Source organism: Blastomonas fulva (assembly GCF_003431825.1).
Taxonomy (GTDB): Bacteria; Pseudomonadota; Alphaproteobacteria; order Sphingomonadales; family Sphingomonadaceae; genus Blastomonas; species Blastomonas fulva.
In genome coordinates this window covers 2,198,399-2,225,328 of the sequence record NZ_CP020083.1, presented here as the reverse complement: position 1 = coordinate 2,225,328, position 26,930 = coordinate 2,198,399, and the positions used below count along the sequence as shown (strand labels likewise).

Here is a 26,930-nt window from a genome sequence, read left to right as displayed (position 1 = left end):
TCAAGTTTCCACTTAAGGCCTGCGACGCGCGGTCGTTAATGCTGGTGAAGAGTTGATTAAGGACGATTGGGCTCAACCGATGGCGGAACACCAGGTACAGCGAGGCAATTTCAGGGACCGGATGAAGCTGGCGGCTTCCATCCTGGCGGGCCAGTCCAAGGCGGAGGACGACGCCCCGCGGGAAGAAACCGTCTTTGAAAACATCAGCAAGCTCCAGTACCTCAAGGTGTTCTCGTTCCTTGAACAGGTTCAGCTGGACCCGGTGCCCGATCATTACCGGCTGGCGTGGGAATATCTCAACGGCGGCAACATGATGCTGCGCGAGGCTGTGAACCGCAAGCTCGATGCCAACGGGCGGCTGTCGCCCGAGATCGTTGCGGAAATCCTGGACGAATGCGAAGGCCAGATGAAGGTCAAGGACCTGAACGCGCTTGTCGCCGAGAGCGAGACGCTGCTTGCTGGCGGCTTCAAGACGCTGAGCAAGAGCGGCAAGGAAAGCATGGCCTATGCCGAGGTGCTGCAGTCCCGGCTCGACTGGATGCGCGATCTGGACCCGGCCGACCAGGCCGACATGCCGATCGAGGCGCAGTTCAAGGCGCTGCTCAAGATCACCTCGCAGATGCTGCAATCGACCAAGAAGGCGAGCGAAAGCCTCGACCAGAGCACCAAGAAGCTCAGCCAGATGCGCAACCGGCTCGACGAGGCCAACGACAAGGCGCAGCGCGACCAGCTGACGGGCCTCCCCAACCGCTGGGCGTTCGAACAGCAGTTCTCCGCCGCAACGATCCGTGCCAAGGAGCGCTTCGAGCCTCTCTCCGTCGCGTTCATCGACATCGATCACTTCAAGCAGGTCAACGATACCCACGGCCATGAAGCGGGCGACCGCGTGCTGCAGCTGGTGGCCAAGACGCTCGACGGGTTCGGCCGGGGCAACTGCCATCTGGCCCGGCATGGCGGCGAGGAGTTCGTCATCGTGCTGGAAAACACCAGCACCCAGGAAGCCAAGCAGCAGATCGACGCTGTTCGCGAGGAGCTGGCCGAACGTTCGCTGGTCAACAAGGACAACGGCCAGAATATCGGCCGGGTAACCTTCTCGGCAGGCATTGCGCCGTTCAATCCGGGCGAACCCAACCGCCAGGTTCTGCGCAATGCCGATGCGGCCCTATATGAAGCCAAGCACAGCGGCCGCAACAAGGTGCTGATCTTCAACTCCTCGAATTGATCGGGAATCCTTTCCAGATGCCTCTTTTTCTCGTCTCCGCGCTTGCTTTCTTCAAGGTTCTGGGTATTAGCCCGCGCTTGCCTTCGGACGACTGATCGTCTGCGGGCATTCGAAGAAAGCCGGAGGGGTGCGTTGCATGGTGCGCGCATCAGCGATCGGCAGATGAGTAAAGGAAGCCAATACATGCCGCTTTACGAGCATGTCTTTCTGGCGCGCCAGGACCTGTCACAGGCCCAGGTAGACGCGCTGGCCCAGACCGCCACCGAGATTGTCGAACAGAACGCAGGCAAGGTCACCAAGACCGAGACCTGGGGCCTGCGCAACCTCGCCTACAAGATTCAGAAGAACCGCAAGGCGCACTTCGTGATGCTCAACATCGACGCCCCCGCCGGCGTCGTCGCCGAGCTGGAACGCCAGACGTCGATCAACGAAGATGTCATCCGCTATCTGACCGTGCGCGTCGACGAGCTGGAAGAAGGCCCGTCGGTCATGATGCGCAAGCAGGACCGCGAACGTCGCCCCCGCCGCGACCGCGACGCTTGAGCCAGGAAGGATAAAGACACATGGCACGCCCATTTTTCCGCCGCCGCAAGTCCTGCCCGTTCTCGGGCAAGAATGCTCCCGCCATCGATTACAAAGATGTGCGCCTGCTGCAGGGCTTCATGTCCGAGCGGGGCAAGATCGTTCCCAGCCGCATCACTGCCGTTTCCGGCAAGAAGCAGCGTGAACTTTCCAAGGCTATCAAGCGCGCACGCCACGTCGGCCTGCTGCCGTACATCGTGAAGTAAGGAGCAAGAGACATGCAGATCATTTTGCTCGAACGGATCGAGAAGCTTGGCTCGATCGGTGACGTCGTCACCGTGAAGGACGGCTATGCCCGCAACTTCCTGTTGCCCAACAAGAAGGCCCTGCGCGCCAACGAAGCCAACCGCAAGGTCTTCGAAGCCAACCGTGAGCGCATCGAATCCGACAACGTCGCCAAGCGTGACGAAGCTGCCAAGCGTGCCGAAACGGTCGATGGCATGCAGGTCATCCTCATCCGCGCATCGTCGAACAGCGGCCAGCTTTACGGCTCGGTCTCGGTTCGCGATATCTCGGATGCGCTGAACGAAGCTGGTGCCACCGCCGTCACCAAGGCGATGATCATCCTGGAACGCCCGATCAAGACGCTGGGCGTGTTCCCGGTCAAGATCGCGCTGCACCCGGAAGTTTCGGTCAGCGTCACCGTCAACGTTGCGCGCAGCGATGACGAAGCCGAGCTGCAGAAGGCCGGCGTCGACGTGATGCGTCAGATGTTCGAAGAAGACCAGCAGCCTGCCGGCTTCGTCGAAAAGTTTGACCCCAATGCCGAACCGGGCCTCATCCCGCAGGATGAGACCGAAGAAGCCGAAGGCGACGATACCGACGCCTGATCGGGTTCGATACCGACACACAAAAAGCCGGGTTCCTCCCAAAGGAGCCCGGCTTTTTTGTTGCCCGTGTCATTCCCGCCCGCGGCCGCGCGGATCGGTCGTGTTACCGCGCAGGCGGCGCGACGACTTCCTGGTTGAACCTTTGCGCCAGCACCACGAAGTTGGTGACCTCGCGCCGCAGCGTTCCTCGCTTCACGCCGAAATCGCTGATCAGATACCGAGCCACGAACGGCTCGCCCGCCACCGAAACGCCCGCCTTGCTGAACTCGTAGAGCCGGTTGAAGTCGCCTGCCGCCTGGGTAAGGTTGGCAAGGTTGCGCTCCGCCGGTTTGGGCCAGAACGCGAGAAGGTAAAGCCCCTGGCACTGATCGGGCTGCCCCGGCGGGCAGGCGGTGAAGAACATGTTGATCTTCAGCTGACCGAAGCTCGCCTCGACGAACGGGCGCCCCTCGGGCGTCTGGCGGTCGGCAATGGTGATGGCGGTGCCGAAGGACGACAGGATCTGGCGCACGCTCGCCGGGGTGAAGGCGTTGACTTCGGTCATGTCGTCCGGGTTGCCGGACGGCGGTTGCTGCGCCAGCGCAGGCATCTGCGCGGCGGCCAGCACAAGGCAGCCCACCAGACCCGTTTTCAACATCTGCAATGTCACTCGCCTGTGCATCGTCATCTCCTGCCCCCCCCTTTGGTGTGTGGGGTGCATCATAAGCGGTGCCTGTCGCAGGTTGCAAGCTCTCGAAAAACCGCAGCGGGGCGGTCATTTTCCGGTAATGACAGTGTCGCGCAAAGTCGTTAAGCGTCGAACATGAACAGTGTAGACCAGATCATCACCGCCCTTGCCGACCATTATGAGCAGTCGGTTGCCAATCTCCAGACCGCCATCCGGGCCTTTGTCGAGCATGGAACGCTCCCCGATGCGGAGCAGCGCCGCAATGGCGGTTTCAGCTATCCGCTGCTGCGGATCGAGTATGATGGACGCGAGCGCGGCTCCTCCACCGGCCTGGCGTTCGGGCGGCTGAACGCGCAGGGGCTCTACACCACCACCGTCACCCGGCCACGCCTGTTCGCCGACTATCTGACCGAGCAGTTGAACCTGCTGCGCGAGAACTACGACGTGGCCATGTCGGTCGAGGCAAGCACCCAGGAAATCCCCTTCCCCTATGTGCTCGACGGGATCGCCGGGATGGACCTGGGGGGAATCACCCCGCTCGAACTCGCCCGCCATTTCCCGACCACCGAGCTTGCCGATATCGGGGACGAGATCGCCGACGGCTTTCTGCCGTTCGGCCAGGGCATGGACCGCCCGCTGTCGCTGTTCGATGGCCTGCGCACCGATTTCTCGCTGGCGCGGCTCCGGCACTACACCGGCACCCCGCCCGAGCATGTCCAGCGCTTCATCCTGTTCACCAACTATCACCGCTATGTCGATGAATTCGTCGGCTGGGCCTGCAGCCAGATCGGCAAGGGCCATTACACCGCATTGTCGGGCGCGGGCGGGCTGTACACCGATCAGCCGGGGTCCGACCCCAGCCAGCTGGTGGCCGACAGCGCATGGCGGCGCCACCAGATGCCCGCCTATCACCTGATCGCGCCCGATTTCGGCGGCATTACCCTGGTCAACATCGGCGTCGGCCCGTCCAACGCCAAGACGATCACCGATCACCTTGCCGTGCTGCGCCCCGAAGTGTGGCTGATGATCGGCCATTGCGGCGGCCTGCGCCCCACCCAGCGGATCGGCGACTATGTGCTCGCCCATGCCTATCTGCGCGACGACCACATCATGGACGATGTGCTGCCGCCGGAAATCCCGATCCCTCCCATCGCGGAAATCCAGCAGGCGCTGGCCGGCGCGGCGGAGGAAATCTCCGGCACCAGCGGCGCCGATCTCAAGCGACGGATGCGCACCGGAACGGTGGTCACCACCGACGACCGGAACTGGGAGCTTCGCTATTCGGCCAGCGCGCTGCGGTTCTCGCAATCGCGCGCGGTGGCAATCGACATGGAAAGCGCGACCATCGCCGCACAGGGCTATCGCTTCCGCGTGCCCTACGGCACTTTGCTGTGCGTATCGGACAAGCCGCTGCACGGTGAACTGAAGCTGCCCGGCCAGGCGAATCGCTTCTACGAGGAGGCGATCGCCGCGCACATGCAGATCGGAATCCGCACCTGCGAAATGCTGCGCGGGGAGAGCAACTCGCTGCACAGCCGCAAGCTGCGCGCCTTCAACGAGCCGCCGTTCCGGTAACTTTATCATAACGCCTGCATATATTTGCAGATATGCATTGACGCAGGGCTGAAGATGCGCCAGCCTGCGACTCATGCCAAAGCGCATCCCTATCGCCCGTGAGCTTGCCGAGTTCTTCAAGCTCATCGCGCATCCCGACCGGATACGTCTGATCGAGGAACTGCGCACGGGCGAGTGTGACGTGAACACGCTCGCACAGAGGCTCAACCTGCCCCCGACCCGTCTTTCCCAGCATCTCAGCCTGTTACGGGCTGCCCGGATGGTTGCGGAACGGCGCAACGGCAGACAGCACCTCTACAGCCTTGCCCAGCCGCAGATCGCGGGCTGGATCACCGAAGGTCTGGCCTTTGTCGAGGCCCGCGCCCCGGCGGCCCTGGCCGGAGAGCTGCAGGAAGTGCGAGAACTCTGGTCCTGACCCTTTAGACATCTATCAAGAAGGAGCCTCCCCATGCCCCATTTCGCCGCAGGCGTCGTCCGCTTCCAGACCGAAGTCTTCCCCGAGAAGCAGGAGCTGTTCGAAAGCCTCGCCAAGGGCCAGTCGCCCGAAGCCCTGTTCATCACCTGCTCGGACTCGCGCATCGAAACCGCGATGATCACGCAGACCGATCCGGGCGAGCTGTTCATCTGCCGCAATGCAGGCAACATCGTTCCCCCGCACACCAACCACACCGGCGGCATGACCGCCTCGATCGAGTTCGCGGTTGCTGCGCTCAAGGTGCCGCACATCGTGATCTGCGGGCACACCGAATGCGGTGCCATGAAGGGTGCGATGAACCCCGAGGGTCTGGACGGCCTGCCCCATGTTCGCGAATGGCTGGGCTATACCCGCGCTGCGGTCGAAGTGGTAAACCATCTGGGCAGCAACCTCGATGATGCGGGCAAGATGCAGATGCTGCTGGAACAAAATGTCATCCTGCAGCTTAATCACCTCAGGACCCACCCCGCCGTCGCCGCGCGGCTCGCCGCGGGTGAGCTTCAGCTCCACGGTTGGGTCTATGATATCCGCACGGGCGATGTGACCGCCTATGATGACACCACCGGCAAGTTCGTGGCCGTGCACGAGCATTACGCCAGTGAAATGGCCGCGATTGCCGTGGCCAAGCATGAATGTGCAGCCTGAACCTGAGTCCCTGACCATCCGATCCCCAGGAGCATGATCATGACCGCGACTACCGCCCCGATGGGTGAATTCGAGACGATGAAGAAAAGCTGGCCACAGGATCTGCTGGCCTCTGTCGTCGTGTTCCTGGTGGCGTTGCCCCTGTGCCTTGGCGTTGCCATTGCATCGGGCGCACCGCCTGCGCTGGGGCTGATCACGGGCATCATCGGCGGGATCGTCGTGGGCTCGCTCGCCGGTTCTCCGCTGCAGGTCAGCGGACCGGCGGCGGGTCTTGCCGTGTTGTGCTATCAGCTGGTGGCAGAGCACGGCCTGATCATGATGGGTGTCGTCGGCCTGATCGCCGGCGCGCTGCAGCTGATGGCAGGGGTCGCGCGGCTCGGCCAGTGGTTTCGTGCGATATCGCCGTCTGTCATTCACGGGATGCTCGCCGGGATCGGCGTGCTGATCCTGGGTTCGCAGTTTCATGTGATGATCGATGACAGCCCGCGTGGAAGCGGCCTCGAGAACCTGATCTCGATCCCCGAGGCGATCTACAAGGCCGTGTTCCCGATGGCGATGGACAGCCATCACCTCGCGGCCATGGTTGGCGTCGCGACGATCGCTGCGATCCTGCTGTGGAACCAGTTCAAGCCCAAGTCGCTCGCCGTCGTCCCCGCCCCGCTGATCGCCGTGATCGTTGGCACGCTGGTCGCGCTGTTCGCCGGGTTCGACATCAACCGCGTTACCGTGCCGGACAACATCGTAGCATCGCTCAACATCCCCACGGCCGAAGCCTTTCAGCGCGGCCTTTCGATGGACATCCTGCTACTGGGTGTGGTCTTCGCGTTCGTCGCCAGCGCCGAGACGCTGCTGTGCGCCACCGCGGTCGACCAGATGCACACCGGCCCGCGCACCAAGTACGACAAGGAGCTGCGCGCGCAGGGCATCGGCAACATGCTGTGCGGTGCGGTCGGCGCGCTGCCGATGACAGGCGTGATCGTGCGTTCGTCCGCGAATGTCCAGGCCGGTGGCAAATCGCGCCTCTCGGCGATCATGCACGGCGTCTGGATTCTCGGCACGGTTGCCGCCCTGCCCTGGCTGCTGGCCTATATCCCCACCGCAGCCTTGGCCGCGATCCTGGTGTATACCGGCTACAAGCTGGTCAACATCGCACAGATCAAGAAGATCGCCTCTTATGGCCGGATCGAACTGGTGATCTACTTCGCGACGCTGGGCGGCATCGTGGTGTTCGATCTGCTCACCGGCGTGATCATCGGCTTCGTGCTGGCCACCGCCAAGGTGGTGTACACCTTCACGCATGTGCGGGTTGATCTGGAGGACGACGAGATGGCCAACCGCACCGATGTGTTCCTGCACGGATCGGCAACCTTCTTCTCGATCCCACGGCTTGCGAGCGTGCTGGAAACCGTCAAGTCGGGCCGCGAAGTGCACGTGCATGTCGAACATCTCGACCATATCGACCACGCCTGCCTCGACATGCTGGGCGCATGGGAGAAGCAGCATAACGCCACGGGCGGCACCATGATTATGGAGTGGAAGGATCTTCGCGATCGCTATGCATCGCCTTACCAGAAGATGCAGGATCAGTTCGACGGCAATCCGGACCAGCCGGGAGAGGGGCCAAAAAAAGCCCCGCCGGTGCTTGAGCCGGCTGCCTGATCCAACCCTCTCTAACTGCTACAGAAACAAAGGCCGTCGGGGCAACCCGGCGGCCTTTTTGCATTCCTCTGTCGAAAACCATGCAGTTTGTGTCGGGATCAAGGGAACATTTGGCGGTGGTCGGCGTAATGCCTCCATCAACGGAATGGTAACCCCAGCCGATGAAGCCAAGGAGATTATCTATGAGCGATGCCATCAAGACTGCTGCAGCGCGCATCAAGGAAGACGCGCTGAACCTCGCCGAACGTGCCCGCACGGAAGCTGCGAGTGCATTTGCATCGGTCAATGACCACCGCGACGAACTGCGCGCCAAGGCCACCGAAACCGCCAAGCTGGCCGGCGAAGTGATTTCGGAGAACGCCCGGATCGCATCCGACCTCGCCCGCCGCAACGCGAACGCTGCCGCGCACATCATTTCGGACAATGCCAAGGCGCTGACCACCGAAATGGGCCCGCTTCGCGACAAGGCCGGCGAACTAGCGCAAGATGCCTCTGAGCGTCTGACGGTTGCCGCACGCGAGCTTTCCGCCAAGGTCAGCCAGAACAGCAAATACGCCGCCGACCAGGCACGGGCGCATCCGGCAGTGGCCATCGGCCTTGCGGCTGGCGGTATCGCGCTGATCGCAGCAGCCATCGCGCTGACCCGCAAGAGCAAGGTCGATCCTGCGCCGCAGGCCGACGAGAATAGCGACTATGTCGATCCGACCGTTGTTCCCTCGACGACCAGCGCTGCCGGTGCGCCGTATACCAACACCAAGCGGTAATCAGCTCCGGCTGTAGCCCGCCCAACAGATAGGTGCTGCGCGCGATTCCCTCATGCGCGGTGCCTCGGGGCCTGTTTTCCGGCAAGAGGCGCCCCCCGCTTCAGGAGAGCAGGCCCCATCATTCTAACGACCGGTCATCGGTCGCTGCGACCTCAGACAGGGGCAGATGCTGCGGCTCTCGGGCCGTAGTTTCTGCTCCTGTTCTGTTACCGACCCCTGAAACCAGCGCCGCTTACCAACCGCATTGCTTGCCCTTGTTCTGCTCCTTGAGCCACGTCTGCAGCGGCGCGAAGTATTCGACCATTGCTGTGCCATCCATTTCGCGTGATCCGGTAAAAGCCTCGAGCGCATCGGGCCAGGGCTTGGACGCACCCATCTCCAGCATCGCGTTCAGCCGGTTGCCGACCTCCTTGTTGCCGTAGAAGGTGCACCGATGCAGCGGGCCCTTCCAGCCGGCGATGTCGCAAGCGGCCTTGTAGAACTGGAACTGCAGGATTCGCGCGAGGAAATAGCGGGTATAGGGCGTGTTGCCGGGGATATGGTATTTCGCGCCAGCGTCGAACGCATTGTCGGGCCGATCAACCGGCGGCGTGATACCCTGGTACTGCAGGCGGAGCGCCGTCCAGGCCTCGTTGTATCCGGCAGGCTTGATACTGCCGTCGAACACGCCCCAGCGCCACCGGTCGACCAGCAGGCCGAAGGGCAGGAACGCCAGCTTGTCCATGCCCTGCCGCAGCAGCAGCCCAAGGTCCTTGTCCGCGCCGGGTACCTTGGCCTTGTCGAGCAGGCCGATCTCGACCAGATAATCGGGCGTGATCGACAGCGCGACCATGTCGCCGATCGCCTCGTGGAAGCCATCATTGGCGCCATCGAGATGCAGCGTGTCCTGCTTGTTATAGGCCCGCTGATAGTAATTGTGCCCCAACTCATGGTGGATGGTGGTGAAGTCGTCGGCATTCACCTTGATGCACATCTTGATGCGGATATCGTCCTTGTTGTCGACGTCCCATGCCGAGGCGTGACAGATCACCTCGCGGTCGGCGGGCTTGGTGAACTGCGAGCGCTGCCAGAAGGTCTCGGGCAACGGCGCAAAGCCCAGCGAGGAGAAGAACGCCTCCCCGCCCTTGACCATCTTGATCGGATCATACTGCTTGGCCTTGAGCAGTTCGGTGACGTCGTAGCCGATGTCGCCCGCGCCCGCAGGCGCCACCACATCATAGATGTTGCCCCATTCCTGTGCCCACATGTTGCCGAGCAGATCGGCGCGGATCGGTCCGGTCTTGGCCTGCACCGCATCGCCATATTTCTCGTTGAGCTTGGTACGGGTGTAGCAGTGCAGATCGTCGTACAGCGGCTTGACCTGCTGCCAGAGCTTCTCGGTCAGCGCAGCGAACTCGTCCGCGCTCATGTCGTATTGCGAGCGCCACATCGCGCCGACATTCTTGAAGCCCAGCTCGCGCGCGCCCTGGTTGGCGATGTCGACCATCCGGGCGTAGTCGTCCTTCATCGGCGCGCCGACATTGTCGTGCCAGCTCGCCCACATTTCCTTGAGCGCATCGGGGTCACGGCTTTCGCCCATGGCTGCCTCGATGTCCGATCCGTTCACCGGCTTGCCATCAAGCGTACCCTTGCCCTTGCCGTAGATCGACTGCAGGTTGGTGGCGATGGTGTTGAGCTCGGCCGCTGCGCCCGGAGTGGTCGGCGCGGGCAGCACGATGCCGCCGCGCATCTTGTCGAGCTTGCGCCGCGTCTCGTCGCTGAGCCCTGCGACATCGTTGAACTTCGCCGCCTCGAGCGCGAAGCGCACCTGCATCTCGGTCCCCTTGGCGCCGACCTCGGCCGCCAGCGCATTGGTATCGTCGGTGAGATAGGTCGAGTTGACCCAGAACACCCGGCTGGCCGAGATGATGTAGTCGTACATCTCCTTTTCGGCAGCGGTAACAAAGGCATCGGCCTCGGCAGCGGTCGGCTTGGCAGCGACGCTCTGCGGAGCAGCGCCTTCGGCAAATGCGGGAACAGCGCAGGCGGCAACGGACAATGCGATGACGGACACGATCGATTTCAGGGATTTCATTTCAGACACCTTCTCATCATGCGCCGTACACCGGCGCAGCAGCATGGCAGCAACGATGGAACCGCCACGGCGGAGCGTCAAGCGGTGAGAAATGAAACCATTTCGTCCGCCAGCGCGGGCTCCAGCACGCTCGACATGTGCGTGCCCCTGATCTCGCGATAGGTTGCAACGTGCAGCTGCCGCGCCAGCTCGGGCGCAGAGCCGTTGTCCTGGTCGTCGGCGCCGCAGACCACCAGCACTGGAACGTCGCGCTTGACCAGCGCATCGGTATCGACGTCGCCAAAGCTGTCGAGCAGCAAGCGCGCAGCGATGGGGTCGATCCCCTGGGTCTTCATGAACGCAACCGCCAGGAAATGCGGATCGCCGCGCTTGACCTCGTCGCGCCGGTCGATCGCGGTGACGAAGAAATCGCGCCGCCGTCCCCAGCCGGTCAGCCCTTCCCAGCCCATGCCGGCGAGCACCGCCTTGCGCGGGGTCACCCCTGCCGCCAGCAGCTTGGCGGTGGTGCGCGCCCCCAGCGAGAAGCCACCGAGGTCGAAATCGTCGAGCCCGAGCGTATCGATCAGCGACAATGCATCGTCGACCAGCACATCGCGCGGATAGGCGGCTGGATCATGCGGTGCACCGCTTTGCCCATGCGCGCGCAGATCGGGCATGATGACGCGAAAGCCCGCGCTCGCCAGCCTTGCCGCATGGCCGAACTTGATCCAGTTGGTCTCCGCGCTCGAGAACAGCCCGTGGAGCAGCAACAGCGCCCTGCCCTCGCCGGTTTGGTGCACCGCAAGCTCGGTGCCGTCGAAGGAGCGGATGCGGCTGGTGGTGATGGTGGTGCTGGGCTGGGTCATCCCCGCTCTTTAAGGCCAGCCTGCTCCATGCGCCAGATGGCAAGATCGATCCGATCCTGACCGAAAAACGGTTCGCCATCGAACACCAGGGTCGGCACGCCCCAGTGGCCCGCCATTTCCAGCGCTTCCTGGTTGGCGGCAAGCTCGGCGTCCAGCGCCTCGGGCTCGGCCAGCGCAATTGCGTCAAGCTCGGCGAGGTCAAGCCCGGCCCGCGCGGCTGCCCCTGCCAGATGCTCGCCCTCGTGCCAGCCAGCGGTGCCGCCCCAGATCAGCCGCGAAACCTCGTCGCAGAAGGCAAGACTCTTGCCCTGGCGCGAGGCCACCTGCCCCAGCCGCGTGATGCGATAGACATGAGGCTGGTCGGGCGAGATCGTCCGCGTCGCGATGTTCTGCTTGATCGGGTCTGGGTTCGGCGGCGCAAACGGGATGTCCAGATACTGCGCCAGCCGGAATACGTCTGTCAGCGTGTAACGCAGCCAGCCGGGCTGGCTCTTCTCGAAGAAATCGGGTTGGCGGATCGCCAGCGGATAGACCGGGCGCAGGTTGAGCGCGAGGTCGTAGCGCTCTGCCATCGCGCGATACCGCCGCGTCGCGAGATAGCTGTAAGGCGAGCGGAACGACCAGAAGATGTCGGCTGTCAATGTCATGACACAAAGACTGCCAAAACATCCGCCCGGATGCAAATGCATTCGCTCTTTGAGTTAGTGTCATATGCTATTATATCGATAGCCATGACAGACTCGATCGGTTTTCTCATCAACGATACCGCCAGGCTTTTCCGCCGGATGTTCGACGGCAACATCCGCGATCTGGGAATGACCAGCCTACAATGGCGCACGGTCGCACGGCTCAAGCGCGAGCCAGGCATGCGCCAGAGCGAGATGGCCGATCTGCTCGAAGTCGAGCCGATCACGCTTTCGCGGATGATCGATCGGCTGGCGGAATCGGGCATGGTGTGCCGCAAGCCCGATCCGAACGACCGCCGCGCCTGGAACCTGTATCTGACCGAAAAGGCCGAACCGCTGATGGCGCAGCTGCAGCGCGAGGCCGATCTGGTGCAGGAGCTTGCCCTGACAGGGCTGAGCGAGGAAGAGCGCGCCGTTCTGGGCGATCTTGTCGAGCGCATGCGCGTGAACCTGTCGCGGCGGGAGGCGGTCGATGCTTGACGGCGACAGCAAGCTAACCTCCCCCGAAACGCAGGACACTTCGGTGGCGCCGGCGTCCGAAGCAGGCAGCCGACCTGCCGCGATCGATGCCCCGGAAAAGCCTTCCCGGCGCTGGACCGTGCGCGGCCTGATGCTGGCGGTGCCTGTCGCGCTGCTGGCTGTGGGCGCCTATTACTGGCTGTCTGGCGGGCGCTATGTCTCCACCGACAATGCCTATGTGCAGCAGGACAAGGTTGCCATTTCGGCAGAGGTCGGCGGGCGCATCATCGATGTCAGGGTCCGCGAGAACATGTCCGTCAAGCAGGGCGACATCCTCTTCCGCGTCGATCCCGAACCCTATGCGCTGGCCGTGCGCCAGGCCGATGCCGACATCGCAGGCGCTGAGGTCTCGGTCGCCACGCTGGCGAGCGAAGCGCGCTCGACCGGCGTCGGCATAGCGGCCGCGCGCGATGCAATCGCCTATGCGCGAATCGATCTGGAGCGCCAGCAGGCGCTCATGGAGCGCGGTTTCACCACCCGGGCACGGCTCGACGAGGCCGAGCGCAGGGTCGAGCTGGCGCGCGAGCAGCTGCGCGCTGCCGAGGCCAGCGCGGCCGAAGCGAGATCGCGGCTGGCAACCGGAACGGCTATCCCGGGCGTCAGCCCCGCCATCGCGCAGGCCCGGGTGCGGCGCGACACTGCTGCGCTCAATCTCGACCGCACCGTGATCCGCGCGCCCGTTAGTGGCCGCGTGGTCCAGGCAGAGCGGCTGCAGCGCGGCCAGGCCATGGTCGTCGGCCTGCCCGCGCTCACACTGGTGGTCGATGACCGCAGCTGGATAGAGGCCAATTTCAAGGAGACCGACCTCAACCACATGCGGGTTGGTCAGCCAGCCGAGGTCAGGCTGGATGCCTATCCCGATCTCAAGCTGACCGGGCGGGTGGAAAGCATCGGCGCGGGAACGGGGTCGGAGTTCTCGATCCTTCCGGCGCAGAATGCGACCGGCAACTGGGTGAAGGTAACCCAGCGGGTGCCGGTACGCATCCGGCTGGACAAAACCGCTGACCGGCGGCTGATCGCAGGGCTTTCGGCAGACGTCACTATTGATACCGGCAAGCACCGCTAGGACCGGGCAATGGCCAGCCGCGCCGCCCCTGCCCGTTTCGCCGGGCCTGCGCCGGGGGCCCTGCCCATCGACCTGCCCGCCATGCCGGTTCGCCACCGGGGACTGCTGACGCTCGCAGTGATGATGGCGACGATCATGCAGATCCTCGACACCACTATCGCCAATGTCGCGCTTCCGCACATGCAATCCAGCCTGGGCGCAACCGCCGATACGGTGACCTGGGCGCTGACCAGCTATCTGGTCGCATCTGCGATCGCGATGCCGATCACCGGCTGGCTGGCCGAGCGCGTCGGATCACGCAACCTGTTCGTCTGGGCGGTCATCGCCTTCACGCTCGCCTCGATGGCGTGCGGCGCGGCGGCCACGCTGGAAGAGATGGTGCTGTTCCGTGCCATCCAGGGGATTGCTGCAGCATTCATCGGTCCCTTGTCGCAGACCGTGCTGATGGACATCAACCCGCCCAGCGGCCAGGCGCGCGCAATGTCGATCTGGGGCATGGGGATCATGATCGGGCCGATCATGGGGCCGGTGCTGGGTGGCTGGCTGACGGAGAGCTACAGCTGGCGCTGGGTGTTTCTGGTCAATGTGCCGGTGGGCATCGTCACCATCGCGCTGCTTGCCTGGCTGCTGCCCAGCCGGGAGCGCACCCGCCGCCGGTTCGACCTGTTCGGCTTTTCGATGCTCGCGCTCGGGCTTGCCGCGATGCAGATCATGCTCGATCGCGGCACCCAGCTCGACTGGTTTTCCAGCCCCGAAATCCTGATCGAAGCCGCAATCTCGATCGCATGTCTGTGGATTTTCGCGGTGCACATGATCTGGGGTCGCAATCCGCTGTTCGAGCGCGGCCTGCTGGGCAATCGCAACATGGCCGCTGCCTTGCTGTTCATGCTGGTGGTGGGCGTGGTGATGTTTGCCAGCATGGCGCTGCTACCGCCGATGCTGCAGCAGCTGTTCGGCTATTCGGTGCTGGATACCGGCCTGCTGCTGGCCCCGCGCGGGCTGGGCATCCTGATCAGCATGGGGGTGGCAGGCAGGCTGGTGAACACGGTCGACCCGCGCTATCTGATGATCACCGGGGCTGCGACCGCGACCTATTCGCTGTGGATGATGACTGGATGGTCGCTGGACATGACCTGGCACCCGATAGTGGTCGCAGGGTTCGTGCAGGGGATCGGGATGGGCCTGTTGTTCATCCCGCTCAATTTTCTGGCGTTTGCCACGCTCGAGCCCCGCCACCGTACAGATGGTGCCAGCCTGCTCAACCTGGCCCGCAGCCTGGGCGCGTCGGTCAGCATCTCCGTGCTGACCACATTGCTCAGCTTCAATATCCAGGTCAGCCACAGCGATCTGGCCGCGCACATCACCGGTTCGTCGCTTTCTATGCTGGACCCCGGCACTGCCGACAAGTTCGGGTCGCTGGGCGATGCGGCGTTGCTGGTGGTCAATGCCCAGATCAACCGCCAGGCAGCGATGATCGCCTATATCGACGATTTCCACGCGATGATGCTGGTCAATCTCGCCGCGATCCCGCTGCTTCTGCTGCTGCGCCGCCCCAAGAACATGGCCGTCGCCCCGGTCCATATCGGGGAGTGAGAGCACAGTAGGCTCGTAAAGCGCGGTGAGGTTAGCGCCCTCACCGCGCTTGCGTTTCAGCCCTTTTTGAGGTGGCGGCGGCCCAGAAGTTCGGCGATCTGCACCGCATTGAGCGCAGCGCCCTTGCGCAGGTTGTCCGAGACGCACCACAACGAGATGCCGTTCTCGACCGTGCTGTCGTCGCGCACGCGGCTGATGTACGTGGCGCCATCGCCGACGCATTCGACCGGGGTCACGTATCCGCCGTCTTCGCGCTTGTCGACGAGCATGATTCCCGGCGCTTCACGCAGGATCTTCTGCGCATCTTCGGCGCTCAGTTCGTTTTCGAACTCGATGTTCACCGCTTCGGAATGGCCGACGAACACCGGAACGCGCACGCAGGTCGCGACCAGCTTGATCTTGGGGTCGAGGATCTTCTTGGTCTCGACCACCATCTTCCACTCTTCCTTGGTCGATCCATCGTCGAGGAAAACGTCGATATGCGGAATGACGTTGAAGGCGATCTGCTTGGTGAACTTCTTCGCCTCGGCGCTGTCGCCGACAAAGATGTTGCGCGACTGCTCGAACAGCTCGTCCATGCCTTCCTTGCCCGCGCCAGACACCGATTGATAGGTCGCGACGACGACGCGCTTGATCGTCGCGGCATCGTGCAGCGGCTTGAGCGCGACGACCAACTGCGCGGTCGAGCAATTGGGGTTGGCGATGATGTTGCGCGCCTTGTAGCCATCGATCGCATCGGGGTTCACTTCCGGAACGATCAGCGGCACGTCGGGCTCCATGCGATACAGCGACGAGTTGTCGATCACCACGCAGCCCTGCGAGGCGGCCTTGGGCGCATATATCTTGGTCGCGGCAGAGCCGGCTGCGAACAGCGCGATGTCCCAGCCGGTGAAATCAAAGTGCTCGATGTTCTGCACCTTGATCATCTTGCCGGTATCGCCGAACTCGACCGTGGTGCCCGTCGAACGCGACGAGGCAACTGCTGCGATTTCATCAATCGGGAACTCGCGCTCGGCCAGGATGGCCAGCATTTCGCGACCGACATTTCCGGTCGCGCCGACTACGACTACTCGATAACCCACGGATCAATTCCTCCAGTGCAATGCACCGGGGCGCCTAGCGGCTCAGCCCCGGCAATACAAGCTGCGAGTGGCGATGATGCGACAGCGCGTAGATATTATTGCGCCACATCTCCAGCTTGCGAAACAAACCGTCCATCAACCTGCCTTCAACTCGCCGAAAATTCCCGGATGGGGATCGGGGAGTTGGGCGGGCCTGCATCGGGACGACTTGACAACGAAAAAGGGCGGCCTTTGCAGACCGCCCTTTTGCAAGATCAAAGACTGTCGAAAACGATCAGGCTTCGGTGCTGCCCTTGGCGGGACGGTTGTCGCGACGCTCTGCAATACGTGCGCGTTTGCCGGTCAGGCCGCGCAGATAATAGAGCTTAGCACGACGCACGACGCCGCGGCGCACCACGGTGATCGAATCGATGTTGGGCGAGTAGAGCGGGAATACGCGCTCGACGCCTTCACCGAACGAAATCTTGCGCACGGTGAAGTTGGAGCCGAGGCCCCGGTTCGAACGTGCAATGCACACGCCTTCGTAATTCTGGACGCGGGTGCGGTCGCCTTCGACCACGCGCACGCCGACGCGGATGGTGTCGCCAGCCCGGAAGTCGGGGATGGTCTTGCTAGCCTTGAATGCCTCGATAGCTTCAGCTTCGAGCGTCTGGATGAGGTTCATATGACCTGTCCTATCTTTTTCGCCGCGCACCAGAGGGCGACTGATCCGGAGCGCCCCCATGGCGCTCCCAAAGATCCGGCCGCCTTAGCCGTGTTATCTCCGCAGCCTGGCTGTCACGCCATGCCCGGATTTTCGCGTGATCCCCCGATCGCAGCACTTCGGGGATCGCACGCCCTTCCCAAATTTGAGGTCGGGTGTAGTGCGGATATTCGAGCAAACCGTTCTCGAACGATTCTTCGTCTCCGCTGGAAGAGGCGCCCATTACATCGGGCAACAGCCGAACGCAAGCGTCAAGCAGCACTAAAGCCCCGGTTTCCCCGCCCGAAAGCACGTAATCGCCGATCGAAATCTCCTCGATCGGCCTCGCCTCGAACAATCGCTCGTCAAACCCCTCGAATCGCCCGCACAGGATCGTCACGCCTGGGCCGTCCGCGAGTTGCCTTACGCGCGCTTGGGTGAGCGGCGCGCCGCGCGGTGTCATCGCGATCACTGGCGCGTTCGGCGAGCGTTCAAGTGCATGATCGACCGCGCTGGCGAGCACATCGGCGCGCAGCACCATCCCCGCCCCGCCACCCGCAGGCGTATCATCGACACTGCGGTGCTTGTCGGTGGCAAAGTCACGAATCTGGATCGCGTCGAGCGACCACCGCCCCTCGGACAGCGCACGCCCCGCGATGCTGTGGCCGAGCGGGCCAGGGAACATCTCGGGGTAGAGCGTGAGGATCTGGGCTGCGAAGGTCATTGGGTCCAGTTCTCGACCTTGAGGCCGGGGATGTCGGCGAAATCATTCTCATTGTCCGTGACCATGATAAGATTCTGGGACAATGCCTGTGCAGCAATCAGGCGGTCATAGCTGCGACGCTTGAACGGCAACGCGGCATAGGCGCGGGCTGCTGCGATGTCGAAGGCCAAGACGGGTACTTCCTCGAGAAAGGCTTGCAGTTGAGCGAACCCAGGGGGCTTGCCCCGAACCGATCCGAGAGCAACCTCGGCGATAGCGATGGCGGACGTGACAATGTCCCCCTCAAAACACTCACCGGCGCGACCGACAACACGATCGTCTGCGTTCATCGTCAGGGCAATGACGACGTTACTGTCGAGCAGGTATTTCATGAACCGTCACTGCCGCCCAACAAATCCCAGCGCAGCGGCCGCTCTTCAAACACCCTGTCCTCGGGTTTGATCGGTTTGAGGCTGGTCGCTGACCCCGCCACCTTATCGATATTGAACTTGCGCCTTGGCGCGCCGATTTCCCGAACAACATATTCGCCATTCTGTTCGGTGATCGTCCACTCCCGATCCGGTTCGATCCCCAGTGCCGCAGGCATGCGGATGGCGACGGAATTGCCAGACTTGAAACTCTTTGCCCGGTATTCCTTACCCATCACGGCCTCCTGTATATACGCGATGTATATACTATTCGGCCCACACAGGGTCAATCGCGATGCGGTCGTCGCCGATATCGGCGGATGCGACCGGGACCATGAAGGTCTTGCCGTCGGGCTTCAGGATATCGAGCAGGTCGCCCGCGCCGAAATCCTCGATGGCTCGGACCGTGCCAAGCGGCTCACCGGTTTCGGACACAACGGGCAGGCCGACCATATCGGCATGATAATACTCCCCCTCGCCCAGCGGCGGGAGAGCCGAGCGGGGGACGGTGAGTTCGGTGCCGCGCGCCGCTTCGGCGGCGTTGCGGTCGGTGATCTCGGCAAAGCGCGCGATGCCGAGGTCCTTCTGCGGACGCAGCGACTTGAGGGTCAACGCTCCGCTGTTGAAGCTCTTGTGCGCCTTCACGCCGTCGAGGCCGGAGCCGAACAGCTTGAGGCGCACTTCGCCGGTCACGCCATGCGCGCCGACGATGACGGCCAGGGTTATCGGACGGTCGGGCATAGAGGCGCTTTCAACAGTGCGTTCAATCTTTGCCCACCCCGGTCCGGCAAGCCGGACCCTCCCCTCCCGCAAGCGGGAGGGGAGAGGCGTCGTGGCTTAGCCTTCGGTCGATTCAGCAGGTGCTTCTTCAGCAGCGGCTTCTTCAGTGGGCGCTTCTTCAGCGGCGGGCTCTTCAGCCGGTGCGTTCTTGGCTTCTTCGGCAGCGCGAGCGGCTTCTTCGGCTTCGGCGATCTTGGTCGCCTTCTCTTCAGCGCGTTCCTTGGCCTTTTCGCCCGGTTCACCCTTCTTCAGGTTCACGGTCGCCTTGCGTTCCTTGATGCCCATGGTGTCGAGGAAGCGGGCAACGCGATCGGTGGGCTGCGCGCCGACCGACAGCCAGTGCTTGGCGCGCTCTTCATTGATCTTGACGCGCTCGCCCGAATCCTTGGCGAGCAGCGGGTTGTAGATGCCGATCTGCTCAAGATACTTGCCGTCACGCGGTGCGCGGCTGTTGGCAACGACGATCTTGTAATAGGGGCGCTTCTTGGAACCGCCGCGCGACAGACGCATGGAAATAGACATGTGAACCTTACCTTTCTGATATAATTAGATTTAAATCACTTTTTCTTGAAATTCTGAAAGCCCGGGGGAAGCCCGTTGGGCAGTCCCGGCAGCCCGCCGGAAATGCCCTTGCCGCCGCCACCGTTGCCGCCACCCAAAAGCCCGGCGATATCGTCCTCGGTCGGCATCTTGCCGCCGCCCAGAGGACCGCCGCCACCGCCGCCGCCGAACATCGCGGCCAACCCCTTGAGGCCGCCCATCTTGCGGATCTTCTTCATCGCGCCTTCCATCTCCTGATGCATCTTGAGCACCCGGTTGACGTCCTGCACGGTGGTTCCCGATCCCTTGGCGATGCGGATCTTGCGCTTGGCGTTGAGCAAGGCGGGTTTCTCGCGCTCTTTGGGGGTCATCGATCCGATGATCGCGTCCATATGCACCAGCACCTTGTCGTCGACACCGCTCGCGCTCATCGCCGCCTTGGCCTTCTTCATGCCCGGCATCATGCCTGCAAGCGCACCGAGGCCGCCCATCTTGGTCATCTGGCGAAGCTGGGTGCGCAGGTCGTTCATGTCGAACTGACCCTTGGACATCTTGGCGGCGAGCTTGTCGGCGTCTTCGCGCTCGACCGTCGCAGCGGCCTTTTCGACCAGGCTGACGACGTCGCCCATGCCCAGGATGCGGCCAGCGACCCGGCCCGGATGGAACGGCTCGATCGCGTCCATCTTCTCGCCCATGCCGACGAACTTGATCGGACGGCCAGTGACAGCACGCATCGAAAGCGCCGCACCGCCGCGCGCATCGCCGTCCATGCGGGTCAGGACCACGCCGGTCAGCGGCACCTGCTCGGAGAAGTTCTGCGCAACGTTGACCGCGTCCTGACCGGTGAGCGAGTCGACGACGAGCAGGATTTCCTTGGGCGTTGCCTCGTTGGCGACCGCCTTCATCTCGTCCATCAGCTGCTGGTCGACATGCAGACGACCCGCGGTATCGAGCATCACGACATCGAACGACTGCAACTTGGCGGACTGAAGCGCACGCCGCGCGATATCCACCGGCATCTGGCCCGCAACGATCGGCAGCGTGGCGACGTTGACCTGCTCGCCCAGCACCTTGAGCTGCTCCTGCGCGGCAGGGCGCTGCACGTCGAGCGAGGCCATCATGACCTTCTTGCCGTGCTTTTCCTTGAGCAGCTTGGCGATCTTGGCGGTGCTGGTGGTCTTGCCCGAGCCCTGCAGGCCGACCATCATGATGACGGCGGGCGGGGCTACGGCGAGATCGAGGTCGCTGGCTTCGGATCCCAGCATTTCGGTCAGCGCGTCGTTGACGATCTTGACGACCTGCTGGCCGGGCGCGACCGACTTGAGCACCGACTGGCCCACGGCCTTTTCGGTGACGGAATTGATGAAATCGCGGACGACGGGCAAAGCGACATCGGCTTCGAGCAGCGCGATGCGGACTTCGCGCATCGCCGAGCGGACGTCCTCTTCCTTCAGCGCGCCGCGGCCACGCAGCTTGTCGAACACGCCGCCAAGGCGATCAGTCAGATTATCGAACATATCCGCTTCTCCTTCTGCCCGCCCACATGGCCCGCCAAACCGTCCCGATCAACCACCCCGGCTCATCAGCCGGGCCTGCCCTTGCGCCAAACGCACAAAACGCCGGTGGGCGAAACCTCGCCGACCGGCGCGCGCATGGACCGGCAATGCGGTTTCAGCGGCGGGACAGGATGCCCATGCACAATCGGGTGCGCACAGGTTGCGCGGGCCATTAGCGCAACCGCAGTCCGCTGGCAACCCCCGCACCGCAACGGGGCGCGGCCGGGGCCTGCTTAACCGCATCTTGACCATCGTGTCGCGCAGAAATGCTGAATAGCCGCCCTTTGCCCCTTCCCAAGCGTAAACGATGTTTTAACGCTCGCGGCTTACGTTCCTTGCCATTCAGCCGGATAATCCAGGCCGGTTGAGGGGAATGATGGTGCAAAACGTGAAATCCGATCCCACCAACAGCGATCGCACGGGGGCTCTGGCCGACCGAGCGGTGCGGGGACGCGACTTCATCGCAGGCGGCATCATGACCGCAGCTATCCTGATGTTCGTCGGCACAGCCGGCAGCGTCCTCCCGACCGTGATCAACCGCTATCATGGCATGGCGGTCTCTCCGGACAACATCGCGGTCACCGCGCTTCTGCTCAACATCGCGCTGATCATCTTCGGCTGGCGGCGCTACAGCGAGCTTTATGACGAGATTGCGCATCACAAGAACGCCGAGGAGCAGGCCAAGACTCTGGCGGTCACCGATCCGCTGACGGGGTGCCTCAACCGCCGCGCCATCGGCGAGGCGACATCGAGCCTGATCGCCCAGGCCACGCGGCGCGAGATGACGGTTGCGTACCTCATGCTCGACCTCGACAACTTCAAGAACATCAACGACATCCAGGGCCATGACGCAGGCGACAAGGTGCTGGTCGAGGTCGCGCGGCGACTGAAGGCGACCATGCCCCCCAACAGCCATGTTTCGCGGCTGGGCGGCGATGAATTCGCCTGCACCTTCATCTTCGACGCCGATTTCCCGGAAACCGTGCAGCGCGTGGCAGAGGACATGATCGAGCAGGTCAGCAAGCCGATCCCTGGTCCCGTGGGCCATGGCGATGCCGAACTGACCGTCACCGCGTCGATCGGCATTGCGCGCGCAGACCTGTGCGACAACAGCCTGGACGTGCTGATGCGTCGCGCCGACATCGCGATGTATGCGAGCAAGAAGCACGGCCGCAACCGCTATTGCTGGTTCGACCCGCGGATGGAAAGCGAAGTCCAGTTCCGCAACAAGATCGAATCGGGAATGCGCATCGGCATCGGCCGCGGCGAGTTCGTGCCCTATTACGAACAGCAGATCGACCTGGCTTCCGGAACGCTGATCGGCTTCGAGGTGCTCGCACGCTGGAACTCGCCTGAGCTGGGCCAGATCGCGCCTGACATCTTCATCCCCATCGCCGAGGACACCGGCATGATCGGCGACCTGTCCGCCTGCGTCATCCGCCAGGCGATGGAGGACGCGCGCAACTGGGACCAGAGCCTGACCATCTCGGTCAACATCTCGCCGGTCCAGCTGCGCGACCCGTGGCTGGCCCAGAAGATCGTCAAGCTGCTGGTCGAGACCGGATTTCCCGCCAGCCGGCTGGAGATCGAGATCACCGAAAGCTGCCTGTTCGAGAACATGGGGCTCGCCCAGTCGATCATCGGCAGCCTGAAGAATCAGGGCGTGCGCGTCGCGCTCGACGATTTCGGCACCGGCTACAGCTCGCTCGCGCATCTGCGCGCGCTGCCGTTCGACCGGATCAAGATCGACCGCAGCTTCGTCACCTCGATGAACGAGAGCAAGGAAAGCCGCGCCATCGTCCAGACCATCGCCCTGCTGGGCGAATCGATGGGGCTGCCGATCACCGCCGAAGGAATCGAGGATGGCGACTTGATCGAGCACCTGACCGCAATCGGCTGCGCCAAGGGCCAGGGCTTCCATTTCGGCCAGCCCCTGTCCGTCGAACAGGCGCGCCGCCTGCTTGCCGACCGCAACATGCTGGGCCTTCCGGTGCAGCCGCGCACGCAGGACCATTCGGACGACACAGACGATCTTGCGGGCCTTACCGAACCGCAGCGCCGCGCCGCCCTGGGCGAATAACCGCTCGGCGGGGCGACAATCCCGATTGGCCTTCTCAAGCCCGCCTGCAACGTCTAAAGCGCGGCCATGGCGCAACACCGCTTCCACAAGATGCACGGCCTCGGCAATGACTTCGTCATTTTCGACGCCCGCGAGCATGATCTTTCGCTGACGGCCGAGCAGGTCCGCGCGCTTGCCGACCGGCATCTTGGCATCGGCTGCGACCAGCTGATCGTGATGCGTGCGCCCAGCGCCACTGGCACCGCCGACATGGCGATGCAGATCTTCAATCATGATGGCAGCGAAGTCAGCGCCTGCGGCAATGCCACCCGCTGCGTCGTCGCGCTCGCCGGGCACGATGTGCTGATCGAGACCGGCGCGGGCCTGCTGCGCGGTACGCTGGGCGATGGCGCGGTGACCATCGACATGGGGCTGCCGGGGCTGGAGTGGGACACCCTCCCCCTCGCCTACCCCATGGACACGGCGCATCTGCCCGTGGGCTGGGAGGATCTGACCGACCCTGCCGCGGTCAGCATGGGCAATCCGCACGTAATCTTCTTCGTCGCTGACGGTGCCGCAGTCGACCTCGAACGGCTGGGACCGCTGATCGAACACGACCCGTTGTTCCCCGAACGAGTCAACGTCAACGTGGCGCAGATCGCCGATGATGGCATCCATCTGCGGGTGTGGGAGCGCGGCGCGGGGCTGACGCTCGCGTGCGGCACCGGCGCATGCGCGACCGCGGTTGCCGCGATCCGCCGCAAGCTGGTGACTGGTCCGGTGCAGGTGCACCTACCCGGCGGCACGCTGACCATCGACTGGCAGCCCGGCGGCCCCGTGTCGATGACCGGGCCGACCACGCACGTCTTCACCGGCGAGATCGACATCTGACGCCGATGGCCGAACCCGTCGTCTCCGCGACCGGCCCCGAGATCATCTCGATGGGCTGCCGCCTCAACATTGCCGAGGGTGAGGCGATGCGCGGCCTGCTGGCCGGGCGCGCCGACGTGGTGGTGATCAACAGCTGCGCGGTGACCAACGAGGCGGTGCGCCAGACGCGGCAGGCCATCCGCAAGGCGCGCAAGTCCCGGCCCGAAGCGCAGATCGTGGTCACCGGGTGCGCAGCGCAGACGGACCCTGCGATGTTCGCGGGCATGCCCGAGGTCGACCGGGTGCTGGGCAATATCGACAAGTTCGATGCCGCAAGCTTTGATCCGCGCGCCAATGCCAAGGCCCGCGTCTCCGACATCATGGCGGTCCGCCAGACCGCACCGCACATGGTCACCAGCTTTGCCGAACATGCCCGCGCGTTTGTCGAGGTGCAGAACGGCTGTGATCATCGCTGCACCTTCTGCATCATCCCTTATGGCCGCGGCAACAGCCGCTCGGTGCCTGCAGGCGCGGTGGTCGATGCGGTGCGCGCGCTGGTCGATCGCGGCTATGCCGAGGTGGTGCTGACCGGGGTCGACGTCACCAGCTATGGCCCGGACCTGCCCGGATCGCCGACCCTGGGAATGCTGATCGAGCGCATCTTCAAGCTGGTGCCGGCGCTCCAGCGCCTGCGGCTGTCCTCGCTCGACGGGGTCGAGGTGGACGATCGCCTGTTCGACCTGATCACCGAAGAGCCCCGCATCATGCCGCACGTCCACCTGTCGCTGCAGTCGGGTGACGACATGATCCTCAAGCGGATGAAGCGCCGCCACTCCAGAGCGCAGGCGATCGCACTGGTCGAACGGATGAAGGCCAAGCGCCCCGAGATTGCCATCGGTGCGGACCTGATCGCCGGCTTTCCGACCGAGGACGACGCGATGCACGCGCAGAACCTTGCGATCCTTGATGCCTGTGATGTCGTCCACGGCCATATCTTCCCCTTCTCGCCCCGCGCGGGAACGCCTGCTGCCCGGATGCCGCAGCTTGATAGCGCGCTGGTCAAGGCCCGCGCTGCCGAGATGCGCGCCGCGGCGAAGAACCGGGCCGATCGCTGGCGCCAGTCGCTGCTCGGGACCCGGCAGAACCTCCTGGTCGAGCGCGACGGGCGCACCGGCCATGGCGAAAACTTTGTGCGCATCGCTTTGCCTGCGGCCAATCCTTCCCATATCGGAAAGATCGTGCCAGTGACGATCACGGGGCAGGACGGCGATACGCTGACAGCGGAGACAAGAATATGACCGAGGGCAGCTGGAGCGAGCGCCTGCTGGGCGGCTTTCGCAAGACGTCGGACAAGCTGACCCAGAACATCGCCGGGCTGGTCACCAAGTCGCGGCTTGACGAGGACCAGCTCGACGAGATCGAGGAAGCGCTGATCGTCAGCGATCTGGGGCCGCAGATGGCGGGCAAGGTGCGCACGCGGCTGTCCGAAGGGCGCTTCGAACGCGGGCTCGACGAGGAAGGCCTGCGCGAGATCGTCGGCGAGGAAATCGCCAAGTCCTTGCGCACCGTTGCCGAACCGCTCGACATCATCGCCTTCCCGCGCCCGCAGGTGATCCTGGTGATCGGCGTCAACGGATCGGGCAAGACCACCACCATCGCCAAGCTCGCCCACCTGTTCCAGGAGCAGGATTACGGGGTGATGCTGGCGGCGGGTGACACCTTCCGCGCAGCCGCGATCGGCCAGCTCAAGATATGGGCGGACCGGCTGGGCATCCCCATCGTCAGCGGCAAGGAAGGCGGCGACGCAGCAGGCATCGTGTTCGACGCGGTCAAACAGGCGACTGCCACCGGCATCGACGTGCTGATCGTCGATACCGCAGGCCGGCTGCAGAACAAGCGCGAGCTGATGGACGAACTCGCCAAGATCCGCCGCGTCCTCGGCCGTCTCAACCCGCAGGCACCGCATGATGTCGTGCTGGTGCTCGATGCGACCAACGGACAGAACGCCCTGTCGCAGATAGAAACCTTCAAGGAGGTGGCAGGCGTTACCGGTCTTGTGATGACCAAGCTCGATGGCACTGCGCGTGGCGGCATATTGGTGGCGGCGGCCGAGAAGTTCGGCCTGCCGATCCACGCGATCGGCGTAGGCGAGACCATCGACGACTTGCGTCCCTTTGACCCCGAATATCTGGCGCATGTGATCGCCGGAGGAGCAAAATGAGCGAAGAACTGCCCAATGCGACCGAGGTGGTAGCGCCGAAGAAATCGGAAGGCAGCCTGTTGCCGCTGCTGCTCGATTTCGGCCCGCTGCTGATCTTCTTCGCGGTGTTCAAGCTGACCCAGAGCGACGGCGCCGCGCTCGCCTCCACCCGCGCCGCGATTAACGGCACGCTGGCGTTCATGGCCGCGATCCTGGTCGCGGTGGCGGTCTCGAAATGGAAATTAGGCCGCGTCTCGCCGATGCTGTGGCTGTCCGCCGTGCTGGTCGTCGGCTTCGGCGCGCTGACCGTCTATTTCAACGACGAGAGTTTCATCCAGATCAAGCCGACGATCATCTACACCGCGTTTGCGGTGCTGCTGCTGGGCGGCTGGATGACCGGCCGCCCGCTGCTGCGCTATCTGCTGCAGGCGGCGTACGACGGCCTCAATGAGACCGGCTGGATGAAGCTGTCGCGCAACTGGGGGCTGTTCTTTGCAGGCATGGCGCTGATCAACGAGGCCCTGCGCTACAGCCTCGACTTCGAAACCTGGCTGACGGTCAAGGTCTGGGGCGTCACCGCGCTCTCCTTCCTCTTCGCGATGAGCCAGATCCCGATGCTGATGAAGCATGGGTTGGCGATCGAGGGAGCGAAGGGGGAGTAGCTGCTAATCGGCGGCTTGTGGGGCAGGTCCACCCTCATCTTATGTTAACCCGGGCCGCGCTAGGCTTCGCTACCATCGCACAGGTATCTGCAATGCGCTGGCTGAGAGACTGAGCAGTGCTCCCGCGACTACGGGAGAACGCACATCTTCAACTTCATTCTCGAAC

Annotated in this window: 29 protein-coding genes; 17 read left to right on the top strand and 12 right to left on the bottom strand. The window is 63.6% G+C overall.

Going from position 1 to position 26,930, the window contains the following annotated elements:
- Positions 1 to 79: 79 nt before the first annotated feature.
- From B5J99_RS10435 to rplI, 4 genes are all read left to right on the top strand, one after another.
- Positions 80 to 1,222 (top strand): GGDEF domain-containing protein, encoded by a 1,143-nt coding sequence (locus B5J99_RS10435; RefSeq protein ID WP_117352355.1) that lies wholly within the window; start codon positions 80 to 82, stop codon positions 1,220 to 1,222.
- A gap of 183 nt (positions 1,223 to 1,405) precedes the next feature.
- Positions 1,406 to 1,765 (top strand): 30S ribosomal protein S6, encoded by a 360-nt coding sequence (rpsF, locus tag B5J99_RS10430; RefSeq protein WP_054134459.1) that lies wholly within the window; start codon positions 1,406 to 1,408, stop codon positions 1,763 to 1,765.
- Between the two features lie 20 nt (positions 1,766 to 1,785).
- On the top strand, positions 1,786 to 2,010 hold the full coding sequence (gene rpsR, locus B5J99_RS10425; protein WP_017670246.1) for a 30S ribosomal protein S18: 225 nt from the start codon (positions 1,786 to 1,788) through the stop codon (positions 2,008 to 2,010).
- 12 nt (positions 2,011 to 2,022) lie between these two features.
- Complete coding sequence (gene rplI / locus B5J99_RS10420; protein WP_054134460.1) at positions 2,023 to 2,634, top strand: 50S ribosomal protein L9; 612 nt, start codon at positions 2,023 to 2,025, stop codon at positions 2,632 to 2,634.
- 103 nt (positions 2,635 to 2,737) lie between these two features.
- Here rplI and B5J99_RS10415 read toward each other — a convergent pair whose 3' ends face one another.
- Positions 2,738 to 3,271 (bottom strand): YbjN domain-containing protein, encoded by a 534-nt coding sequence (locus B5J99_RS10415; protein WP_054134461.1) that lies wholly within the window; start codon positions 3,269 to 3,271, stop codon positions 2,738 to 2,740.
- Positions 3,272 to 3,436: 165 nt separating this feature from the next.
- Here B5J99_RS10415 and B5J99_RS10410 point away from each other — a divergent pair, with 165 nt between their 5' ends.
- From B5J99_RS10410 to B5J99_RS10390, 5 genes are all read left to right on the top strand, one after another.
- On the top strand, positions 3,437 to 4,876 hold the full coding sequence (locus B5J99_RS10410) for an AMP nucleosidase (RefSeq protein WP_069049527.1): 1,440 nt from the start codon (positions 3,437 to 3,439) through the stop codon (positions 4,874 to 4,876).
- A gap of 73 nt (positions 4,877 to 4,949) precedes the next feature.
- Positions 4,950 to 5,291, top strand: a complete 342-nt coding sequence (locus B5J99_RS10405; RefSeq protein WP_054134463.1) for an ArsR/SmtB family transcription factor — start codon at positions 4,950 to 4,952, stop codon at positions 5,289 to 5,291.
- Positions 5,292 to 5,324: 33 nt separating this feature from the next.
- Positions 5,325 to 5,996: a carbonic anhydrase gene (locus B5J99_RS10400; RefSeq protein ID WP_054134464.1), complete on the top strand. Its 672-nt coding sequence runs from the start codon at positions 5,325 to 5,327 to the stop codon at positions 5,994 to 5,996.
- 33 nt (positions 5,997 to 6,029) lie between these two features.
- Positions 6,030 to 7,655 carry a SulP family inorganic anion transporter gene (locus B5J99_RS10395; protein ID WP_117352353.1) on the top strand — a complete coding sequence of 542 codons (1,626 nt, stop codon included), beginning with the start codon at positions 6,030 to 6,032 and terminating at the stop codon, positions 7,653 to 7,655.
- Positions 7,656 to 7,837: 182 nt separating this feature from the next.
- On the top strand, positions 7,838 to 8,419 hold the full coding sequence (locus tag B5J99_RS10390; protein WP_117352352.1) for a hypothetical protein: 582 nt from the start codon (positions 7,838 to 7,840) through the stop codon (positions 8,417 to 8,419).
- Positions 8,420 to 8,651: 232 nt separating this feature from the next.
- On the opposite strand, the gene B5J99_RS10385 is transcribed toward B5J99_RS10390, so the two are convergent.
- From B5J99_RS10385 to B5J99_RS10375, 3 genes are all read right to left on the bottom strand, one after another.
- The gene (locus tag B5J99_RS10385) at positions 8,652 to 10,493 is read right to left on the bottom strand and encodes a M2 family metallopeptidase (protein WP_117353459.1); all 1,842 of its coding nucleotides are present in this window, start codon (positions 10,491 to 10,493) and stop codon (positions 8,652 to 8,654) included.
- A 77-nt stretch (positions 10,494 to 10,570) separates the two neighbouring features.
- Entirely contained in the window at positions 10,571 to 11,338 is a 768-nt protein-coding gene (locus tag B5J99_RS10380; RefSeq protein ID WP_117352351.1) for an alpha/beta fold hydrolase, read from the bottom strand.
- Positions 11,335 to 11,985: a 2-hydroxychromene-2-carboxylate isomerase gene (locus B5J99_RS10375; RefSeq protein ID WP_054134468.1), complete on the bottom strand. Its 651-nt coding sequence runs from the start codon at positions 11,983 to 11,985 to the stop codon at positions 11,335 to 11,337. The genes B5J99_RS10380 and B5J99_RS10375 overlap by 4 nt, the downstream gene beginning before the upstream one ends.
- Before the next feature lie 84 nt (positions 11,986 to 12,069).
- Between B5J99_RS10375 and B5J99_RS10370 the strand changes: the two genes are divergently transcribed.
- The 3 genes from B5J99_RS10370 to B5J99_RS10360 are packed head-to-tail and all read left to right on the top strand — an operon-like array spanning position 12,070 to position 15,202.
- Entirely contained in the window at positions 12,070 to 12,504 is a 435-nt protein-coding gene (locus tag B5J99_RS10370) for a MarR family winged helix-turn-helix transcriptional regulator (protein ID WP_117352350.1), read from the top strand.
- Positions 12,497 to 13,609, top strand: a complete 1,113-nt coding sequence (locus tag B5J99_RS10365) for an HlyD family secretion protein (RefSeq protein WP_117352349.1) — start codon at positions 12,497 to 12,499, stop codon at positions 13,607 to 13,609. The genes B5J99_RS10370 and B5J99_RS10365 overlap by 8 nt, the downstream gene beginning before the upstream one ends.
- Before the next feature lie 9 nt (positions 13,610 to 13,618).
- Complete coding sequence (locus B5J99_RS10360) at positions 13,619 to 15,202, top strand: DHA2 family efflux MFS transporter permease subunit (protein ID WP_162892555.1); 1,584 nt, start codon at positions 13,619 to 13,621, stop codon at positions 15,200 to 15,202.
- 56 nt (positions 15,203 to 15,258) lie between these two features.
- On the opposite strand, the gene B5J99_RS10355 is transcribed toward B5J99_RS10360, so the two are convergent.
- The 8 genes from B5J99_RS10355 to ffh all read right to left on the bottom strand — a co-directional run bounded on the left by B5J99_RS10355 (position 15,259) and on the right by ffh (position 20,934).
- Positions 15,259 to 16,284 carry an aspartate-semialdehyde dehydrogenase gene (locus B5J99_RS10355; protein ID WP_054134472.1) on the bottom strand — a complete coding sequence of 342 codons (1,026 nt, stop codon included), beginning with the start codon at positions 16,282 to 16,284 and terminating at the stop codon, positions 15,259 to 15,261.
- Between the two features lie 274 nt (positions 16,285 to 16,558).
- Positions 16,559 to 16,948 (bottom strand): 50S ribosomal protein L19, encoded by a 390-nt coding sequence (gene rplS / locus B5J99_RS10350; RefSeq protein ID WP_054134473.1) that lies wholly within the window; start codon positions 16,946 to 16,948, stop codon positions 16,559 to 16,561.
- A gap of 10 nt (positions 16,949 to 16,958) precedes the next feature.
- The gene (gene trmD, locus B5J99_RS10345; RefSeq protein WP_069049520.1) at positions 16,959 to 17,690 is read right to left on the bottom strand and encodes a tRNA (guanosine(37)-N1)-methyltransferase TrmD; all 732 of its coding nucleotides are present in this window, start codon (positions 17,688 to 17,690) and stop codon (positions 16,959 to 16,961) included.
- Positions 17,687 to 18,061 carry a type II toxin-antitoxin system VapC family toxin gene (locus B5J99_RS10340; RefSeq protein WP_069049519.1) on the bottom strand — a complete coding sequence of 125 codons (375 nt, stop codon included), beginning with the start codon at positions 18,059 to 18,061 and terminating at the stop codon, positions 17,687 to 17,689. Before B5J99_RS10340 ends, trmD begins: the two co-directional genes overlap by 4 nt.
- Positions 18,058 to 18,333, bottom strand: coding sequence for an AbrB/MazE/SpoVT family DNA-binding domain-containing protein (locus B5J99_RS10335; protein ID WP_054134476.1), 276 nt, complete (start codon positions 18,331 to 18,333; stop codon positions 18,058 to 18,060). The genes B5J99_RS10340 and B5J99_RS10335 overlap by 4 nt, the downstream gene beginning before the upstream one ends.
- A 31-nt stretch (positions 18,334 to 18,364) precedes the next feature.
- Positions 18,365 to 18,838, bottom strand: a complete 474-nt coding sequence (gene rimM, locus B5J99_RS10330) for a ribosome maturation factor RimM (protein ID WP_117352348.1) — start codon at positions 18,836 to 18,838, stop codon at positions 18,365 to 18,367.
- A 96-nt stretch (positions 18,839 to 18,934) separates the two neighbouring features.
- A complete protein-coding gene (gene rpsP / locus B5J99_RS10325; protein WP_054134478.1) occupies positions 18,935 to 19,399 on the bottom strand; it encodes a 30S ribosomal protein S16 in 465 nt (154 codons plus the stop codon).
- A gap of 35 nt (positions 19,400 to 19,434) precedes the next feature.
- On the bottom strand, positions 19,435 to 20,934 hold the full coding sequence (gene ffh / locus B5J99_RS10320) for a signal recognition particle protein (protein ID WP_054134479.1): 1,500 nt from the start codon (positions 20,932 to 20,934) through the stop codon (positions 19,435 to 19,437).
- Positions 20,935 to 21,349: 415 nt separating this feature from the next.
- On the opposite strand from ffh, the gene B5J99_RS10315 reads away from it, so the two are divergent.
- The 5 genes from B5J99_RS10315 (at position 21,350) to B5J99_RS10295 (ending at position 26,764) form a co-directional block, all read left to right on the top strand.
- On the top strand, positions 21,350 to 23,053 hold the full coding sequence (locus B5J99_RS10315) for a putative bifunctional diguanylate cyclase/phosphodiesterase (protein WP_425456485.1): 1,704 nt from the start codon (positions 21,350 to 21,352) through the stop codon (positions 23,051 to 23,053).
- Between the two features lie 66 nt (positions 23,054 to 23,119).
- Positions 23,120 to 23,923 carry a diaminopimelate epimerase gene (gene dapF, locus B5J99_RS10310; protein WP_117352347.1) on the top strand — a complete coding sequence of 268 codons (804 nt, stop codon included), beginning with the start codon at positions 23,120 to 23,122 and terminating at the stop codon, positions 23,921 to 23,923.
- A gap of 5 nt (positions 23,924 to 23,928) precedes the next feature.
- Positions 23,929 to 25,200: a tRNA (N(6)-L-threonylcarbamoyladenosine(37)-C(2))-methylthiotransferase MtaB gene (gene mtaB, locus B5J99_RS10305; protein WP_117352346.1), complete on the top strand. Its 1,272-nt coding sequence runs from the start codon at positions 23,929 to 23,931 to the stop codon at positions 25,198 to 25,200.
- A complete protein-coding gene (gene ftsY / locus B5J99_RS10300; protein ID WP_117352345.1) occupies positions 25,197 to 26,123 on the top strand; it encodes a signal recognition particle-docking protein FtsY in 927 nt (308 codons plus the stop codon). The genes mtaB and ftsY overlap by 4 nt, the downstream gene beginning before the upstream one ends.
- Positions 26,120 to 26,764, top strand: coding sequence for an inner membrane-spanning protein YciB (locus B5J99_RS10295; protein ID WP_245991593.1), 645 nt, complete (start codon positions 26,120 to 26,122; stop codon positions 26,762 to 26,764). Before ftsY ends, B5J99_RS10295 begins: the two co-directional genes overlap by 4 nt.
- Positions 26,765 to 26,930 lie beyond the last annotated feature (166 nt).